Origin of the sequence: Pseudescherichia sp. L3 (assembly GCF_024656065.1) — a bacterium.
Taxonomy (GTDB): domain Bacteria; phylum Pseudomonadota; class Gammaproteobacteria; order Enterobacterales; family Enterobacteriaceae; genus Pseudescherichia.
Genome location: NZ_JANKYC010000001.1, coordinates 1469765 through 1486241, shown reverse-complemented (window position 1 = coordinate 1486241; position 16477 = coordinate 1469765). Strand labels below are relative to the sequence as shown.

General features: G+C 48.7%; 18 protein-coding genes. 4 read left to right on the top strand and 14 right to left on the bottom strand.

Features of this window, described 5'->3' with window-relative positions:
* Positions 1-104: 104 nt before the first annotated feature.
* Positions 105-1130: a CHAT domain-containing protein gene (locus tag NR795_RS07195; protein ID WP_257757725.1), complete on the bottom strand. Its 1026-nt coding sequence runs from the start codon at positions 1128-1130 to the stop codon at positions 105-107.
* Positions 1131-1593: 463 nt separating this feature from the next.
* Between NR795_RS07195 and NR795_RS07190 the strand changes: the two genes are divergently transcribed.
* The 3 genes from NR795_RS07190 (at position 1594) to NR795_RS07180 (ending at position 2798) form a co-directional block, all read left to right on the top strand.
* Positions 1594-2262 (top strand): hypothetical protein, encoded by a 669-nt coding sequence (locus NR795_RS07190; RefSeq protein ID WP_257757724.1) that lies wholly within the window; start codon positions 1594-1596, stop codon positions 2260-2262.
* Positions 2252-2509 carry a hypothetical protein gene (locus tag NR795_RS07185; RefSeq protein ID WP_257757721.1) on the top strand — a complete coding sequence of 86 codons (258 nt, stop codon included), beginning with the start codon at positions 2252-2254 and terminating at the stop codon, positions 2507-2509. Before NR795_RS07190 ends, NR795_RS07185 begins: the two co-directional genes overlap by 11 nt.
* Before the next feature lie 142 nt (positions 2510-2651).
* Positions 2652-2798 (top strand): hypothetical protein, encoded by a 147-nt coding sequence (locus NR795_RS07180; protein ID WP_257757720.1) that lies wholly within the window; start codon positions 2652-2654, stop codon positions 2796-2798.
* Between the two features lie 289 nt (positions 2799-3087).
* Here NR795_RS07180 and NR795_RS07175 read toward each other — a convergent pair whose 3' ends face one another.
* Together NR795_RS07175 and NR795_RS07170 are read right to left on the bottom strand one after the other, a co-directional pair.
* A complete protein-coding gene (locus NR795_RS07175; RefSeq protein WP_257757719.1) occupies positions 3088-5061 on the bottom strand; it encodes a bifunctional diguanylate cyclase/phosphodiesterase in 1974 nt (657 codons plus the stop codon).
* A 17-nt stretch (positions 5062-5078) separates the two neighbouring features.
* Positions 5079-5573: a molybdopterin-dependent oxidoreductase gene (locus tag NR795_RS07170; RefSeq protein ID WP_144815214.1), complete on the bottom strand. Its 495-nt coding sequence runs from the start codon at positions 5571-5573 to the stop codon at positions 5079-5081.
* 479 nt (positions 5574-6052) lie between these two features.
* Here NR795_RS07170 and catA point away from each other — a divergent pair, with 479 nt between their 5' ends.
* Positions 6053-6730 (top strand): type A chloramphenicol O-acetyltransferase, encoded by a 678-nt coding sequence (catA, locus tag NR795_RS07165; protein WP_257757717.1) that lies wholly within the window; start codon positions 6053-6055, stop codon positions 6728-6730.
* A 97-nt stretch (positions 6731-6827) separates the two neighbouring features.
* Here catA and NR795_RS07160 read toward each other — a convergent pair whose 3' ends face one another.
* The 11 genes from NR795_RS07160 to NR795_RS07110 all read right to left on the bottom strand — a co-directional run bounded on the left by NR795_RS07160 (position 6828) and on the right by NR795_RS07110 (position 16472).
* Positions 6828-7061 (bottom strand): hypothetical protein, encoded by a 234-nt coding sequence (locus tag NR795_RS07160; RefSeq protein WP_257757716.1) that lies wholly within the window; start codon positions 7059-7061, stop codon positions 6828-6830.
* 165 nt (positions 7062-7226) lie between these two features.
* Entirely contained in the window at positions 7227-8456 is a 1230-nt protein-coding gene (locus tag NR795_RS07155) for an MFS transporter (protein WP_257757715.1), read from the bottom strand.
* 10 nt (positions 8457-8466) lie between these two features.
* Entirely contained in the window at positions 8467-9228 is a 762-nt protein-coding gene (locus NR795_RS07150) for an ABC transporter ATP-binding protein (protein ID WP_257757714.1), read from the bottom strand.
* Positions 9228-10253: a FecCD family ABC transporter permease gene (locus NR795_RS07145; protein ID WP_374544247.1), complete on the bottom strand. Its 1026-nt coding sequence runs from the start codon at positions 10251-10253 to the stop codon at positions 9228-9230. The genes NR795_RS07150 and NR795_RS07145 overlap by 1 nt, the downstream gene beginning before the upstream one ends.
* 11 nt (positions 10254-10264) lie before the next feature.
* Complete coding sequence (locus tag NR795_RS07140) at positions 10265-11263, bottom strand: ABC transporter substrate-binding protein (RefSeq protein ID WP_257757712.1); 999 nt, start codon at positions 11261-11263, stop codon at positions 10265-10267.
* A 174-nt stretch (positions 11264-11437) separates the two neighbouring features.
* Positions 11438-12229 carry a PhzF family phenazine biosynthesis protein gene (locus NR795_RS07135; protein WP_257757710.1) on the bottom strand — a complete coding sequence of 264 codons (792 nt, stop codon included), beginning with the start codon at positions 12227-12229 and terminating at the stop codon, positions 11438-11440.
* A 397-nt stretch (positions 12230-12626) separates the two neighbouring features.
* On the bottom strand, positions 12627-13100 hold the full coding sequence (locus NR795_RS07130) for a tetratricopeptide repeat protein (protein ID WP_144815243.1): 474 nt from the start codon (positions 13098-13100) through the stop codon (positions 12627-12629).
* A 131-nt stretch (positions 13101-13231) separates the two neighbouring features.
* Positions 13232-13435, bottom strand: a complete 204-nt coding sequence (locus NR795_RS07125) for a hypothetical protein (RefSeq protein WP_257757709.1) — start codon at positions 13433-13435, stop codon at positions 13232-13234.
* A 150-nt stretch (positions 13436-13585) separates the two neighbouring features.
* Complete coding sequence (locus tag NR795_RS07120; protein ID WP_222887859.1) at positions 13586-14407, bottom strand: alpha/beta fold hydrolase; 822 nt, start codon at positions 14405-14407, stop codon at positions 13586-13588.
* Positions 14408-14449: 42 nt separating this feature from the next.
* The gene (locus NR795_RS07115; protein WP_257757708.1) at positions 14450-16063 is read right to left on the bottom strand and encodes an MFS transporter; all 1614 of its coding nucleotides are present in this window, start codon (positions 16061-16063) and stop codon (positions 14450-14452) included.
* Positions 16047-16472, bottom strand: coding sequence for a DoxX family protein (locus NR795_RS07110; RefSeq protein WP_144815256.1), 426 nt, complete (start codon positions 16470-16472; stop codon positions 16047-16049). The genes NR795_RS07115 and NR795_RS07110 overlap by 17 nt, the downstream gene beginning before the upstream one ends.
* Between the last annotated feature and the right edge of the window lie 5 nt (positions 16473-16477).

Here is a 16477-nt window from a genome sequence, read left to right as displayed (position 1 = left end):
AAAGTAGACGTTATCATTTCGTTATTACGAGCGAATTTTCTTGGCTAGTCTGCACTGGTGTAAAACGATACCTTTTTTTATAAAAAACAGACTAATTGGCATGACTACGCAACGATGTATAAGTTAGCTGCATCGCAACCTGATTTTATAAAAAGTGTTGGAATCTCTTCTTCTAGAATACCCTCTAACATTAAAGCAGCTTTTGCTTGATTAAACGATTTTTCAACGGAAAGACCAAAGGTCAAAGATGAGTAAAATTGTGCAGAAAAAATTCTTGCTGCGTTATCTGTAATGGAGTTTTTCATCCCAATTGCGCAATCAATGTATTCAACCACTTTATTGGCCTGATTTTTTGAATGACAAGTATTGAAAAAAACCAATCTTAAGTTTTCATTCGCCACACTCATTGCTTGAATGATGGATCCCATCGACACTAATTTAGTGTTGGAATTATTATCCATAAGAACCAGTTCATCATTAGGGCTTCCATGACCACTAAAATGTATGACTGTCGGCATATATTGATTTATATATTGAAAAATATCACTTGGTCTAACTGCCCAACATGATTCCAAATATACCGCATCACGGTGACGTGATTTTGTAATCATTTCTTTTATCGTTCGAACTTCTTCATCCAAACTTAATTGCCCTTGATCGCGAGGATTTGATGCAAGAAAGAGTACGGTTATTTTTTCGGGTAAGTCACTTAAAGTGTTTATGATATTAGAGTGTTCCGATAATGTTTTATTTACAGCGGTTAATGCTTGAGATTGCTCTCGCTCGAATTTATCTTGTGCTTGTTGGCGTTTTTTTCGATCCTTCAACTCTTCGCTAATTAATTTTTTATTTTCATTTTGTAGTTGTTTGTTTTTTGCCGATATCTTGGATTCAAGGTCTGATATTTTTCTTTCAATTTTAGAAATCTCCAATTGATATCTGCTTACTTCTTTTTCTTTGTTACTAATGGTTGTTATTGATTTTGATGAGTTTATTTGCCGTGTTACAGTATTGATTTTATTTTTTAAGGTTATAATCTTAGAGTGTTCATTGGCTTTATGCTTAGTCAAAAGTGCGATTTCATCACATTTACGATTAACATTTCTTCTATATGTATCTGTCATTGACATGCTATTTTCTCTTTTTAAATTCAACTATTATCAATATTCATTTTTATCAAGCAATTGTATGAACACAAGGGAAAAGTAGTGGAGCAGTCTAACATTTTCCTCTTTGCCTCTTAACAACTGATGAACAGCATGTCACTGCTCAAGAGTAAGCAAAAGCTATAGCTCATATATCAAAAATAATGCAAAACAATCAAGGCCAAGATTGAAAAATTAAGCAAGTGACAGTTAACTTCCTGAATTTTATAGAGATAAATTAAAAATCAAAATCAAAATTGATAAAGGGCATACAACTCTAAGGCTTACAAATGGTCGGGCAAACTAAGCAAAACCTCATGTAAAAAGAGGTAAGGCGTCTTACTCCACGTTAAACATAGACTATCTAAGTTAAGAATCTATTTGGTCATCTATGATTTTCTTTAGACGATGGTATACTTAGACTATCAAATAAACAATGAGAATGCTAATGAACGCGCTGACAGTTTCACTTGTAGCCATTATGATCCCAGGGGTTATTATGGCTCTAATTTATGATACATATACCCAGCATAAGCCATGGGATTCATTTCGATATATCTTAATGTCTGTTGTATTTGGAATAGTCACCTACTTGACAATGCAAGCAGGAATTATAATTTATCAATTTATTAATGGTTTAATGGATACAAAATCAATAAAATGGCATTTACTTTCTGTGTGGTCAATTGCTAATGGGCAAGAAAAAATTTCAATTAGCCCACTTGAAATATTAATAGGTGGTATAGTTTCCATTCCGCTTGGGTTAGTTTCTGTGCTTATCTCAACTAAAAGAAAATTGCATGAGTTTCTTTTAAGAAAGGGAATATCTAACAAATATGGGGATGATAATGTTTTTATTCGTTCCATTGAACTAATGAATTCAATAGATGGATTTTGCCATTTAAGCTTGCATGACGACGGTTGGTTGATACATGGTAAGTTATTTTTGTACAATGAGAATGATAAAACTCAGGAGGTTGGTCTACGAGATGCTACAGTTTATCTTGCTTCGGATGGTACTATTCTTTACAAAACAAATCTTTTATACATTTCCAGAGAGTACGGTAAAATAGTGATGTTTAACCAATACATTGAGGACGAAAATAATGAGCATTAATAAGAAACCAGATAGTGGCTCTGATCAGTTCTGTCGACAATTAAGGCAAACCAATGAAGGGAGAGAGTTTCAAACTAATGGTCGTCAAACTCTTGCTGATGGTTTCGAAACACGCGGGGCACAATTTCAAGTTCCATCGAGCAACCAAGGCAATGTTGGTGCGGGAAGACAGACGGCACCAATAAACCTTGCCCCTACTAACTTCCAGTCACCAAAAGTACCTAAAATCCCGGCTAAAAAATCCTAAATCTTTGATTAAACAGCACCGCTTGAGAGCGGTGCTATGGAAGTAATGTTTGTACTTGGTGTAAAAATGAGAGCTTGATCAGTCTAACTTAAGAAAACTGTCGGTCTCTCGGTAACGATTTAATTAAATGCGAAAGGGAGTAATGAGTAGAGTCGATGATATAGATCTGTATCCTATCCAACGCAAAGATTTGGCAACGATTATGAAAAAAATTAGAAAGCATTTTGGGACATTTTTGGGGCAAAGAAAAGAAATGGGGCACGTTTTGGGACATAAAAAAGGTAGATAGGTGTAACTCAGTGTGGTAAATGAAAGAGTGCAACCTATTGAATATTAATAATTTTATTTTATTAACAACAACTTAAAAAGCGCAGTATGGTTTGTTTAAGTTGTACTGCTCTTTCTTGTTAACGTCTTGATGCTCTTGCATGGTGTGCTGTCTCGGTTGACCGGGTCGTCATTCATTCTATGTCGCGTATGGTACGGATTACGGCGACGAATGCCAGCATGTTTTACACTGGGGTTCCACTAAATCACGACGTTGCTCAGGCTCGCGGCTTTATGGCTCAAGGAGGACTTTAGCCTTGCGGAGCCTTTAACAGGGCAGGCTCATCCTTCGAGATTGAACCGTATTTGATCTCTCTGGCGATAAAAGGCTGAGGTTTACTAAACAGATATCCTTGTGCGAAATCGCAGCCCAGTGCCTTAAGGTGTTCCAGTTGTTCTTGTGTTTCAATACCCTCTGCGACAGTCTTCATATTGAGGGATTTCGCCATGCCGGTGATGAGTTTTATGATATTAAGAGCATCCTCCTTTTTAGCTATCGAATGCACAAAGGATTTGTCTATTTTAATTTTATCAAAGGCAAGCTGGCTTAGCCGGGAAAGAGAAGAGTATCCCGTACCAAAATCGTCGATGGAGATTTTTACGCCGAGAGCTCTAAGCTTATTAAGGGTATTCATCGGCATATTGCTCTCAGTAAAGAGAGACGATTCAGTAACCTCCAGTTCAAGTCGGTCAGCGGGCAGCCCTGTTTCTTTCAGTATAGACAGCACTATTCCTGCAAAGGCTTTGCTGCTTAGCTGAACAGGTGAGACATTTACTGAGATTTTAACCGGAACGGCCCAGCAAGCAGCTTCTCGACAGGCCATTTCAAGTATGGATTTCCCCATCTCGTTAATCATTCCTGTTTTTTCAGCAACCGGAATAAAACTATCTGGCGATAAAAGACCCTTTAGCGGATGTACCCAACGAATAAGGGCTTCATAGCTGTAAACTTCCCGACTGTACGAATCCACAATCGGTTGATAATACACTACGAATTCTTTATTGACTAACGCCAATGCCATATCATGCTCAAGGGTTCTCCTCTCCTGCAGCTTATCTAACATTCGCTGACGGAAAACTTTAATCTTGCCTTTGCCTTCATTTTTGGCTTCATAAAGGGCCAGGTCGGCAAATTTATAGAGATAGTCGGAACGGCGCTCAGTTTCTGAGTTAACAATGCCTACACAGGTGGTTATGTTGATAATTGTGCTATAAATAGTGTAGGGCTGGTTAATGCAATCACATATTCTTTGGGCGAGTGTAACAGCATGATTCTCTGTCAGATCGCTCGAGAGGATTGCAAACTCATCCCCACCTAAGCGATACAGCAACTCCGCTGGAAGACTCATCGAAAGCAGACGCTGAGATATTAGGCGTAATAACATATCACCAGCATCATGACCATACGTATCATTTACCTCTTTGAACCTGTCTAAATCAAACAACATCACGGTCACAGAGCTTTTATTTCTTTCAGCTATCTCGATGGTTTTATTCAAATTATCCCAGAAAAACAGTCTGTTACTCAGCTCTGTAAGAGGATCGTGGTAAGCGTCATACTCCAGCTTTGTATTCTGGATTTGCAGTTTTTCTTTAGATTCCTGCAGCTCTCCAGCAAGACTCTTGACCTGAAGATGTGCCTTTAGAATATTTCTGTTTTGATAAAAAATCAGCACGCCCAGTATCGCACTCAGTATTATTAGCAGTACAGAAATTGCGGAATAAATAGAGTATAAGATTTGAATTTTACTGTTGGCGCTATTAATAAGGTTAATATCTTTGTTTAAAGCGTCGGATGAAAGGCGGCTCAAAGGGGCGTCAATCGAATACATTACCTTCAAATACCCCTGGATTTCTGCGCGAGTCATTTTCTCAATGTTCGCATCCAGATAATTAAGAATATTTTCGAGTTTTACAGCCAGGTCATTAAGTGCTTTATTGCTATGTATAAATTGCCCCAGATCTCCTTCCTTCAATAAATCACTTTGGCTGAGCATGATGTCAAGATGAAGGCGAACATCATCCACCGTCATCGTCTCATCGATAGTATAAAGCCCAAGCCATGATTCGAAACGGTAATACCCCGAGACAAGCTGTCCAGCAGACCATGAACTGGCGTAGTGCGTCAGTTTCTGCAACTCTTGCTGTCTTTCATGTACAAGGAAAGATATATACCCGGTAGATATAAAAAGGGCAAATATTATACCAGCCAATATTCTGTTCATGTTATTCGTCTGAGACCTTACTCAATGCTCATTTTGCTGACCTGCCATGCTGACCTTGAATAAAAGACCTGGTTATTCAGTTCAGGCTCACTGTCATAGGGGTACACGATGAATAGCGGACCTTTGTCGCGGACGCGCATGTATTGCCCATTGATTTTTAAAGCAAGGATCACATTATATTTTTGGAAATCACTAAGAGGGATAACGGTAGTGTAGTCATTGAGTGCAGAGACCTTAACGACAGAGCCTTTCGCCCCTACGTACGCCATAAGCGTTTTCATCGGAATACCCGTAAAGGTTGTGCGCCCATTGTACCAGGGGGAGGCAGTCTGGAAACTAACCATACCCAGCTTCTCAAGGCTGGCGATATCGAAAACGGCTTTACCCTCTTCGTTTGTATTTTCTATATTACCGGACAGTGTCAGAAGGGGTTTCCCGGCGGGTTTGGGGAGTTCCCCAGCTAAAGCCTGCATGGAGATCGCAAAGCTTAACAACATGACAATTAACTTCATTCTAACCTACCTATCAAACGAATATAAAACAATTATAATTGAGTTATTATGCTATTTATACATGCCGCCTGGCGAATAACAATCCGTTGAGGAGATTTATAAATTAACAAGTAAAAATCAATGGGTTAGGTTGCGTGCTGTACCAGGGTGTTGATCGTCTAAGGTCGGTGCTATTATCTTTTAGGTGCGTTAAAAACATCATGCCTGTACGAAGAATAATCTATGTGTTTGATTAGTGCAAATAAACTCACACGAATGTTAAGGTTTAAAGGTTTATCCAGGCTCAGAGCATGATTGTTTGCAAGGTCATCATTAACGGTAGTTTTGGTACTCGCTGGCTGAACGACAGGGCCATTCAGCCCCCCTTGGCACTAAGGTATATCATACACATAACGCCAGATGTTAGCAGGAGAGGGGAGAAAACTGGCACTTGCTGTCTACCACCAGACAATAGCGGAAATTCTACTAAAGGAGTAAAAATGAAACAGGTAACGCCAAGCTATACGGCTGTTGATTTATCTCGTTGGGCAAGAAAGGAGCATTTTGAGGTATTTCAAGGCTTTGCTCAATCTACAATTAACCAAACCGTTCTGTTAGACATTACCGCGCTGCTAAAAAATATCAAAGAGGTGGGTTGGAAATTTTACCCTACTATGATTTTTCTGGTTTCCAAGATTGTAAACCGGCATACGGAGTTCCGTATGGCCATAAAGAACAATGAGCTGGTTATATGGGATGAAATTCATCCAAGCTATACAATTTTCCATAAGGAAACGGAGACCTTCTCATCATTATGGAGCCACTACGATGGTAATATTCATCACTTCCAGAGCGTTTATGCAGAAGACGCTGCACGCTATGGTAATAACCTTGCTTATTGGCCGAAGGAGGAGTCACGGGAGAACGTCTTTTTCATATCAGCTATTCCGTGGGTAACTTTTACCAGTTTTAATGTTAATGTTGCTAACATGAAGAATTTTTTTGCCCCCATGTTCACTCTGGGAAAGTACTACAACCAGGATGGAAAAGTATTGTTGCCTTTCGCCGTTCAGGTACATCATTCCGTGTGCGATGGTTACCATGTGGCAAGACTGGCCAATGAGTTACAAGAAATGTGTAATGACGTAATGCGCCATTCTGCAGAGCACGCAGAGTAGACATTACGTCCAGGTAATTTATGCGACTGTTCTGCCGCGTGGATCCACACATCGTATGAGCCCCCTCTACGTAACAACATACCAGGAGCAATGCGAGTCACGGGGTTTGGGATTTATCATTTGTCACTATACGAATGGCTTCGGCATGGAGTTTTTTCATGCCATCTATAGATTCTCTCTCTCCCAGCCTGAGCTGGGCCAGGATGTTTTCAGTTTCTATTGGCTTTCCCAGTGCTATCAGACACGAAATGGCATAACCTATTACTGCATAGATATCATGCATTTTTTCTGATTTATCGATGTCCATATAAATATCCTGTTTAACGCTCATGCAAGATACCCCTCCTAAAATCATACTAAAAAAGAAAAGCATACACAGAATAACGCCATAACGTTAATGGTTTTTTCCATTGAGTTGGCGCCGCGTCAGCACGATATTGAATAATAAACATGAAGGTTTGTGCTTACCCCTTGCTGGCAGGTGACGCTTCATCGGTCATCTTCGTAGCGGCCGACAGATAACCACCATAGCGACGGCACTACACAGCGGGAAAATCGCCAGTTCCAGCCATGGAATAACGGCCTGTGGGCCGGGGGAGAGAGCGGCATCAAGACGGGTACCAAAAACCAGATTTCCCACCAGTACCGCGCATCCACCCGCTGAGGCTAGCGCCCCGTAATGCGCACCCAGCGTGGACTCATGCGAGAACCAGGGAATAAGATCCTTCACGGCAGGCACCAGTAGCATTTGGCCCAGCGTCAGCAACGTCACAAAACATATTGACGGCAGCAGACGCAGCCAACCGTCTGGCGGCGCTGACGCGGCAAACAGCGCTACGCTGGCAAACGCAGCGGCGAGGAGCAAAAACCCAATAGGCAAGATTAGCGCCGCGCCGGCCCGCCTCGCCACGCGTGCCAGTGGAAGCTGGCACAGAATAATCAGCAGTGAAGCCAGTATAAACAGCGGGCCAAGATCTTTCTCACTCCCCCCGGCGCGCTGGATCTCTACCGGCAAGGCAAGATAGAGCTGGTTATAGCTCAACAACCACGAGCTGTAGGCAATGATAAAGGCGACAAACCGCGGTTGCCGAAACGTCGTCCACCAGGGAACTATCTTCAGCGTTTGAGCGCTGGGTGGGGCAGAAGGCAGTGAGAAAAATAGCGTTATCAGCGCGATAACAAAAATCCCGGCCCCCGCAAGTGCGATTTGGCGAAAGCCGAACCCGGTCAGTAGCGCACCCGCAGCCGGACCGAGCACCGCCCCGAGCTCGCCGCATACGGCGAACAGGGCAAACCACTCTGCGCGGCTGCGCTTACCCTGGGCCTCGCTTTGCGTGCCTGCTTTTGCCAGCAGTGCTTCAATAGACGGCGAGAAAAACGCGCCGCCGATGCCGGTCAGGCAGGCCCCCAGGATAACGGGCCACACGGTGTGGCTGAAGGCCAGCATCAAATAGCCAGCAATCCGTAGAAGGCAGCCACACAGAATGACGATTTTTGCCCCAAAGCGGTCAGAGAGTGCGCCGCCAACGATGAACATCCCTTGCTGCGAGAAGGTTCGCAGTCCCAGAATCAATCCAATCAGGCCGCCGGAGAGCATCATGTCATCGCGCAGAAAAATCGCCAAAAACGGGACAACGGCGTAGAAGCCAATATTAAAAACAAACTGGCTACCCAACAAAATGGGCGGCCAAAGTGTGCCTGCTGGGCGAAGAGGGTTTTGTGACATTTACACGCGCTTATATTATGAAATGAATATGCTTTTTGCCATGGAAGGGGGAAATTTCAATACGGGTTTTGACGTTGAACACCTCCCGAAGCAGATCCTCACTGAGGATCGCTTCCGGCGTACCGGTGGCGACAATTTGCCCCTGTCGCATGACAATAAGACTATCGCAAAACATTGCGGCATGATTGAGATCGTGAATGGCCACTATGCTGGTTACCGGCAGCGTGCTGATGAGATGCATCAGCTGCATTTGATGGTGGATATCGAGATGGTTGGTCGGCTCATCCAGCAGGATTTCAGTCGGCGACTGTGCAAGCGCCCGGGCAATATGCACCCGCTGGCGTTCACCGCCGGAGAGGCTCAACCATCCCTGATCGTTGCGATCCAGCATATCGACCCGCTGTAAGGCGGCATCGACGATCTCGTCATCTTTGGCGCTCCAGCTGGAGAAGGGCGAGTGGTGCGGAATGCGTCCCAGCTTGACCACATCGCGTACGCGCATATTGGCCTCGGTCATGCCATGCTGCTCAACAAATGCAACCCGGCGGGCAAGCGTCTTTCTGGCGATGCGGGTGATATCCTGCTCGTCGAGCAGTACGCGACCTGCATCCGGACGGCGTAATCCGGCAAGAATGCGTAGCAGTGAGGATTTACCGCAGCCGTTGGATCCTAACAGGCCAACGGTTGCCCCCCGATCAATGCGCAGCGAGACGTTGTTGACGATGATCTTTTTACCCGCCTTCCAGGTAATATTTTCAGCGGTAATACTCATCAGGTACTCCTTGAGCGGAAGATAATCACGGCGAAGAAAGGCACGCCTACCATGGCGGTGACGACGCCGACCGGTAAGCTTTGCGGCGCGATAAGCACCCGTGAGGCGATATCAGCCAGCACCATCAGGATCGCACCCGCCAGCGCGCTGGCGACCAGTAGCGTTCGATGCAGTGGGCCAAACATAAACCGCATAATATGAGGAACCACGAGGCCCACAAAGCCGATGGAGCCAGCCATGCTGACGATAGTAGCGGTCATGAGCGCGGTGAGGGTAAAGAGAATCAGCCGCACCACAGGAACGGCGATACCCAGCGAGGCGGCAGCATCGTCACCGAAGGTAAAGGCATCCAGCGCCCTGGCGTAGAAAAGACAGACCGCAAGCCCGATCAGCACCACCACCAGCGCAAGCTGAAACTCCGGCCAGCGTACGCCGCTAAAGCTACCCAGCAACCAGAACAGCACGTCACGCGCCTGCTGGGCACTGGCCGATGTGCTAATGGTATAGGCCGTAATGGCATTAAACAGCTGCGAAGCGGCAACCCCAGCCAGAATGGTCTGCTGATTGCCGCCGCGTGCACCGTTGGTCAGAAAAGCGACGAATGCAAAGGCTGCAAACGCACCGATAAAAGCCCCGGCGGAGAGTGACAAAGCCCCCGTGCCGATGCCGAGCACCACCACCATGACCGCGCCTGTAGATGCGCCAGCAGAAACGCCGAGCACGTAAGGCTCGGCTAGCGCGTTTTTCAGCAGGCTTTGTAGCACTGCACCACAGATGGCGAGTCCTGCCCCGCAGCAAGCCGCGACCAGCGCACGGCTCAAGCGAAAATCCCAGATCACGCTTTCATAGATGCGGTTAAGCGGAACGGCGGTCAGCCCCATCTTATTGCTGATGGCGTAAAAAACGTCCCGCAGCGGGATTGACAGCTCTCCCACGCTGACGCCCAAGGCAATCGCCATACATAACAGAATGACAGACAGCAAGCACGAGACGGCTAAAAACGTGCCCTGTTGCGCGTGCACCATCGGTAAGGCCATCAGTTCAGCCCCAGCTTTCTGAGTTGTTCGCCGACTTGCTCAGCGCCATAGAGGGTACGAACCGTGGGATTCATGGCCTGGCCATCCATCACCACGATATGACCCTTTTTCACCGCATCCAGCTGGCTGATCGCTGGATCGCTTTGCAAAAATTTAATCTTCTCCTGCGCGTTGTCCAGCGTCCAGCGGTTACGATCCAGGCTGGAGACCACAATGACATCCGGGTTGGCAGCAATGATGCTTTCCCAGCCTACCGTCGGCCACTCAGCCTCGGAGGTGATTGCGTTATGACCGCCCAGCACGTCAGCGATAAATCCGGACGCGCTGTTTTTACCTCCAACGTAGGCATCAGCCGATGGAGACGCGCTGGAAAACCAGAAGACAAAGGAGAGATCTCTCTTATTCTTACTGAACTCGTTGCGTAGATCGCTTTCGCGTTTTTTAAAGTCGGCAACCAGCGCGTCGCCACGCGGCTGTACGTCAAAAATCATGGCAAAATCTTCAATCTCTTTATACAGATAGGCCATGTTCCACAGCGTATGGCGACTGCCATACATATCTCCCGCCACTTTTTTTGTCGCGCACATACCAGGAGAGAGGTAGCTGTTAACGCCAACGGTGGCGAGATCCTCGCGCTTCGCAACCTTACTCTCTGGCCCCAGCAGCAGAGGCAGCTGCGCGGGCACAAAATCAGGGTTTTGTGAAAGCACGGACTCCAGCGTCGGGATCTCCACGGTCAGCAGCTTGATCTGCGCATTCTGTTCGGCCAGCTGCGGCATCACTTTCGTTGGCCAGAAGGCACTGGCAGTGATTTTATCCTGCAATCCCAACAGCAGCAGGATCTCCACGGTATTTTGTCCAAGGGCGACCACGTGCTCGGGGTTTTTGTTGAACGTCTCTTTATAGCCACAGTTGTCAATGGTGAGTGGGTAGGTAGTTGCCGATGCGGCGCTAAGCGTGGAAAACAGTATGGCTGCTGCGCAGATAACCTTTTTCATTAAATCCTGATCCTGAGGGGATATATCTTGATATTTAAACAGGAATGATAATGAAAATTATTTTTAATGCGATAAAAAATTGGTGGTGTGGGTCACAACAGTTGCTTTCGGAACATAAAAAAAACCTGCCATTGAGCAGGTTTTTTCTGTTTGTAAGAGGCGTACCAGCACGTTTTAACGTAACAGTACTTTACCAATCAGATAGGTTATTGCCTGACCACCAATGTGGACCCGGTCGCCCACGCGCTGGCAGCGCAAATCTCCTCCACGCTCTGAGCACTGGTGCGCCAGCATTTCTGTCTTATCTAATTTTTCAGCCCAGTAAGGGATGAGCATGCTGTGCGCAGAGCCTGTGACCGGGTCTTCCGCGACGGCTTCTCCCGGACAGAAGAAACGGCTGACAAAGTCGACCTCTCCTTCGCCCGGCGCGGTGATGCAGACCATTTTCCCGAGAGGAAGCATGGCGTTGATGTCTGGACGTACCGCTTCCACCTGACGCTGATTTTCCAGGACAACAAGGTAATCACGCGCCACGCGTACCTCTTTGCACTCGGCGATGCCCAACGTTTCCAGAAGTAGAGGCAGCGGCATCACGGGCTCTGTTTCCCAGGCAGGAAAATCCAGCGTCAGCCAGTCGTCACTCCGCGTTACCGTCAGAGGACCCACAAAGCGGGTATCGAAACGGATAGTCGTATCAAGGTAATCAAGATGTTCGAAAATGACGTGTGCCGCAGCAAGGGTGGCATGCCCACAGAGATTAATCTCTCCCTGAGTGGTAAACCAGCGTAGCTCAAAGCCATTATCATTTGCGATAAAAAATGCCGTTTCTGACTGGTTGTGCTGCTTAGACATTTTCAATAATGTCTCATCGGGCAACCATTCCGTGAGCGGGCATACTGCGGCGGCGTTACCGGTAAATGTGGTGGCCGCGAAGGCGTCTACCATATAAAAATCAATTTCTTGCATCACGAAAATCTCTCGTCGATCCCAGGGTAAATTCTACTCTATCAGAAACGATTGCATGAAATCACTTAGTGACCGTGAACCGTTAAGCCTACCAGCCGGATAACAATCGGACGCACAACGAGGATGCAAACCTGGAAATTTAGCGTCAAGGGGCAATCTATAAGCGCGAAACTCAACCCAGGTTCATTAGCGACGATATCGATATCGATATCATAACTAACATCGCTGTAAACGGAGGGAGGGGAACGACTTTATATCGTCACCTATGAATATTTATGCCTGCGTTAATGAGCGTCAGCGCTTAATTCAAAGGTCACGGCATTTATTACATTTTTAGAAACGGCGTTGGCCAGCAAAGGGGATGCACATCTCAAAATGTCTGCTTTGACTTCACAGGCTAACTGAGATTCTGCGCATAAAACGTCAACGCTTTGGCATAACGCTGAATGCTCAACGTTGGCGGATAGTTTGACACCAGTTCAAGCATCACCGTCATCGCGCGATCGTGTTCACCGAGGTTGTGCAGACAGAGGGCATAGAAGGGGATAGCTTCGCTGGCGTCGGGATAGTCGCGGATAATCTCCTCGAAAATCTGTTTCGCGAGCGCGTACTTCCCCAGACAGCGCCAGGTGCAGGCGAGGCCGAGCCGGGCTTCAAACAGATTATCGCCTTCCAGGCCTTCGTTCAGTGCCGCAAGATAATATTCAGCGGCAGTCTCTTCCAGCCCCTGATTGTCGTATGACCATGCGATATTAAGCAGCGCTTCCGCTTTCAGCGTGGGAAGTATTGTCAGCGTCCTCAGCAGGTCGCGGCTCTGTTCATACTCGCCTGCGGCGCGCAGAGAAATTGCCTGTTCAATTCTGGGATCCACAGTCATAAACCTTGTTGCGTCAATAGGTTGATTATTGACCCAATATATCTCATTTGAGAGGCAGCGTGCGGTTTTTATGGTGGGGGTGAAAAGATATCGGTGCCGGGTGGTATCACCCACCCGGCAGGGGACTACGCTGTTGCTACGTCTTCCTTGATTTGCTCAAGATAGCGATCGTAACGTTGCAGGAACAACACTTTACAATCGTTATCCATATTTCCTGTTATTGCCTCCGTGCAGAGATGTCGCCCTTGCGAACGCATCTGGGCAAAACTGAAGGCCAGGAAATCAAAATCCCCAGAAGACACTGCATACTTTTGACTCACTACCTGCATGAATTCCTCCTCTATTGTGGGTAAAGCAAAAAGGAAATATGCATATTTAACTTAAGTATGGTTCAAAAATCGCGGTTCGGTGAGAAGTGTGGAACGATTGCTGTAACCTATCAATATGGGAGCGCCAGTGCGCTCCCATTGATTCACTACTTATAACGACTGCAGGAACGCCAGCAGGTCGTTGTTCAGCTGATCCTGATGCGTGACGGCAAAGCCGTGCGGTGCGTTATCGTACACCTTCAACTGCGCGCCGGGGATGCTTTCCGCTGCAACTTTACCGGTGGTTTCAAACGGCACCACCTGATCGTTGCTGCCGTGGATCACCAGCGTCGGCACATCTACTTTCGCCACGTCAGGACGGAAATCCGTTTCGGCAAAGGCGGTCACGCAGTCGATAGTCCCTTTCAGCGAGGCGAGCAGGGCAATGTTCAGCGTCTGGGTCAGCACACCCTCAGAGACATTCTGCCCGGCGTTAGTGCCGTAGAACGGGGTAGAGAAGTCGCTGATAAACTGCGCCCGATCTTTACGTAGCCCGTCGCGGATACCTTCAAATACGCTCTGATCGACGCCCTGCGGGTAGTCGGCGGCTTTGCCGAAAATAGGCGTTACCGCGCCCAGCAGCACCAGCGCTTTCACACGTTCACTACCGTAACGGCCGATGTAGCGGGTCACGTCGCCGCCGCCCATTGAGAAACCGACCAGCGTAACGTCACGCAGATCGAGGCTGGTAATCAGGTCGTTGATGTCAGAGGCGAAGGTATCGTAATTGTAGCCTTCCCACGGCTGATCCGAGCGGCCAAAGCCACGGCGATCGAAGGCGATGACACGATAGCCACGCTCGGCCAGGAAGTTCAGCTGGCTGTCCCACATGTCGGCATCCAGCGGCCAACCGTGGCTGAACAGAACCGGCTTACCTGAACCCCAGTCTTTGTAATAAATCTGCGTGCCATCCTGCGTCTTGATTGTGCTCATGTCAGATCCTCAGTAGTAATAACGGGTTTTGGGTTGTGCTGCTTACGTAACGGGTGCTATCAGGTAGCGAGCCGCTGGGCGTTCGCTCCCCCGATGAAAAGCATAGACTTTGCTTTGGATCAGCAGATCGTTGGCCGTGTGGCGCTCCTGCTGACGCAGGTGCTCGATCCAGGTGCCGATAACAAAGGTTTCAAGAAAAATCCCTGGCCGCTGAATATCTTCGTACACCGACCAGCTTAGCGCGCCGCCGCGCTGGCGCACCCGGCGCATCTCCTGAATGCTCACAACAAAGTCATACACGTCATCGGCGTCAATTTGATACTCATAACTCACCATGATCGGGCCGCGCTCGTGAGAGACATCCAGCGTCCGGGCGAGGTTGTCCACTTCACGCAGCTCCAGGTTGAGATCGGGGTTCTCATCCAGCCGCCAGCGGAGTACGGTCAGGCTGGCCAGCATCATGCCCACCGTTGCCACGCAGAGCGAGACGGGGAGGGTGAAATGCGATGCCAGCTGGCCCCAGATGGCGCTGCCTACGGTCATTGAACCGAAAAATACCGTGAGATAGACCGCCAGCGCCCGCGCTTTAACCCATTTTGCCGCGCTGCGCTGCGCGCCCATGTTGAGCGTCGAGAGCACCGCTATCCAGGCGAAACCGGTGATGAACAGAAACGCGTTCAGCAGCCAGAAGTGGCGAACAAAGGCCAGGGCCAGCATTGCGGCGGCATAAAACAGGCTGGTCAGCACCATCAGGCGGTCCGGGTTGAGCCGCTTGCGCAGGCCAGGCAGCAGCACCGCGCCAAAAATCGCCCCGATACCAATACAGGCCAGCATAATGCCGTAGCCACCGGGGCCGAGCCCCAGCTCGCGTCGCGCGACCAGCGGCAGTAGGGCCCAGGCGGCGCTGCCGAAGAGGAAAAACGCCACCGTGCGCACCAGCACGTTGCGCAAGACTGGAGCGGCATGCACATAGCGTAATCCTGCCCGAACGGCGGGGAAGAAGTGCTCCGGCGGCAGGCGCTGAATAGAGGGCTCCGCTTTCCAGCGATAGAGCACCCATGCCACGCCCAGCACCGACAGCGCATTCAGCATGAACACCACCCACGGACCGGCAAACGACAGCACCAGCCCGCCCAGCGCCGGGCCAATCGCGCGGCTGATGTTGATCCCCAGCGAGTTCAGGGCGATAGCCGGGGCCAGCTCATTTTTCTCTACCAGATCCGGCACGATAGCCTGAAAAGGCGGCGAGCTCATTGCCGCGCCTGTGCTCAACAGGAAAGCAGCGATAAGCAGCACCGTCGGCGTTACGTAACCGGTCAGCGACAGCAGGGTCAGGCCCGCCGCAGCGATAAAGACCCACACCTGGGAGAAGAGCAGGTACTTCCGCCGGTCGACGATATCCGCCATTACCCCAGAGGGCAGGGCGAAGAGAAACATCGGCAGGCTGCTTGCCGCCTGCACCATCGCGACGGAGAGCGGATCCGCGCTCAGCGTCAGCATGGTCCAGTTGACCCCGACATCGTTCATCCATGAACCAATGTTGGACACCACCGTCGCTATCCACAGCATGCGAAAAATGGGGTTACGCAGCGGCTGCCAGGAGGATACGGCGGCGGGCTGCGTCGTCACCGCATGGATATCATTTACCTGCGCCATAGCGAAACTCCTGTACCCGACTCGTGAAGGGCCGCCAGCTGCCGGGCCCGGTGATAGCCAGCGTGGTGAAGATAATCAGCAGCAGCCAGCCAAACTGGCCCTCCGCTACGCTCCAGCCAGGGTGCACCACCAGCATCGCCACCAGCAGCACGCCGATAATCGGCAGGCAGGCCAGCCGTGTACCGACGCCGACGATGATGAAGAGCGGGCAAACTACCTCGGCGAAGATAGCCGGTAAAAGGCTGGCCCACGGCCCCAGTCCAAACGGATCTTCGATCCGCGTCAGCTCTTCACTAAAGTGCATCACCTTCGGCAAACCGTGCACATAGAGCAGCAGCAGAGAGCCGGTGAGGCGCAGGAAGAACAGCCCCGCATCAATACGGGGCGCAAAAGCGAATGTGCTTTTCATCGTTA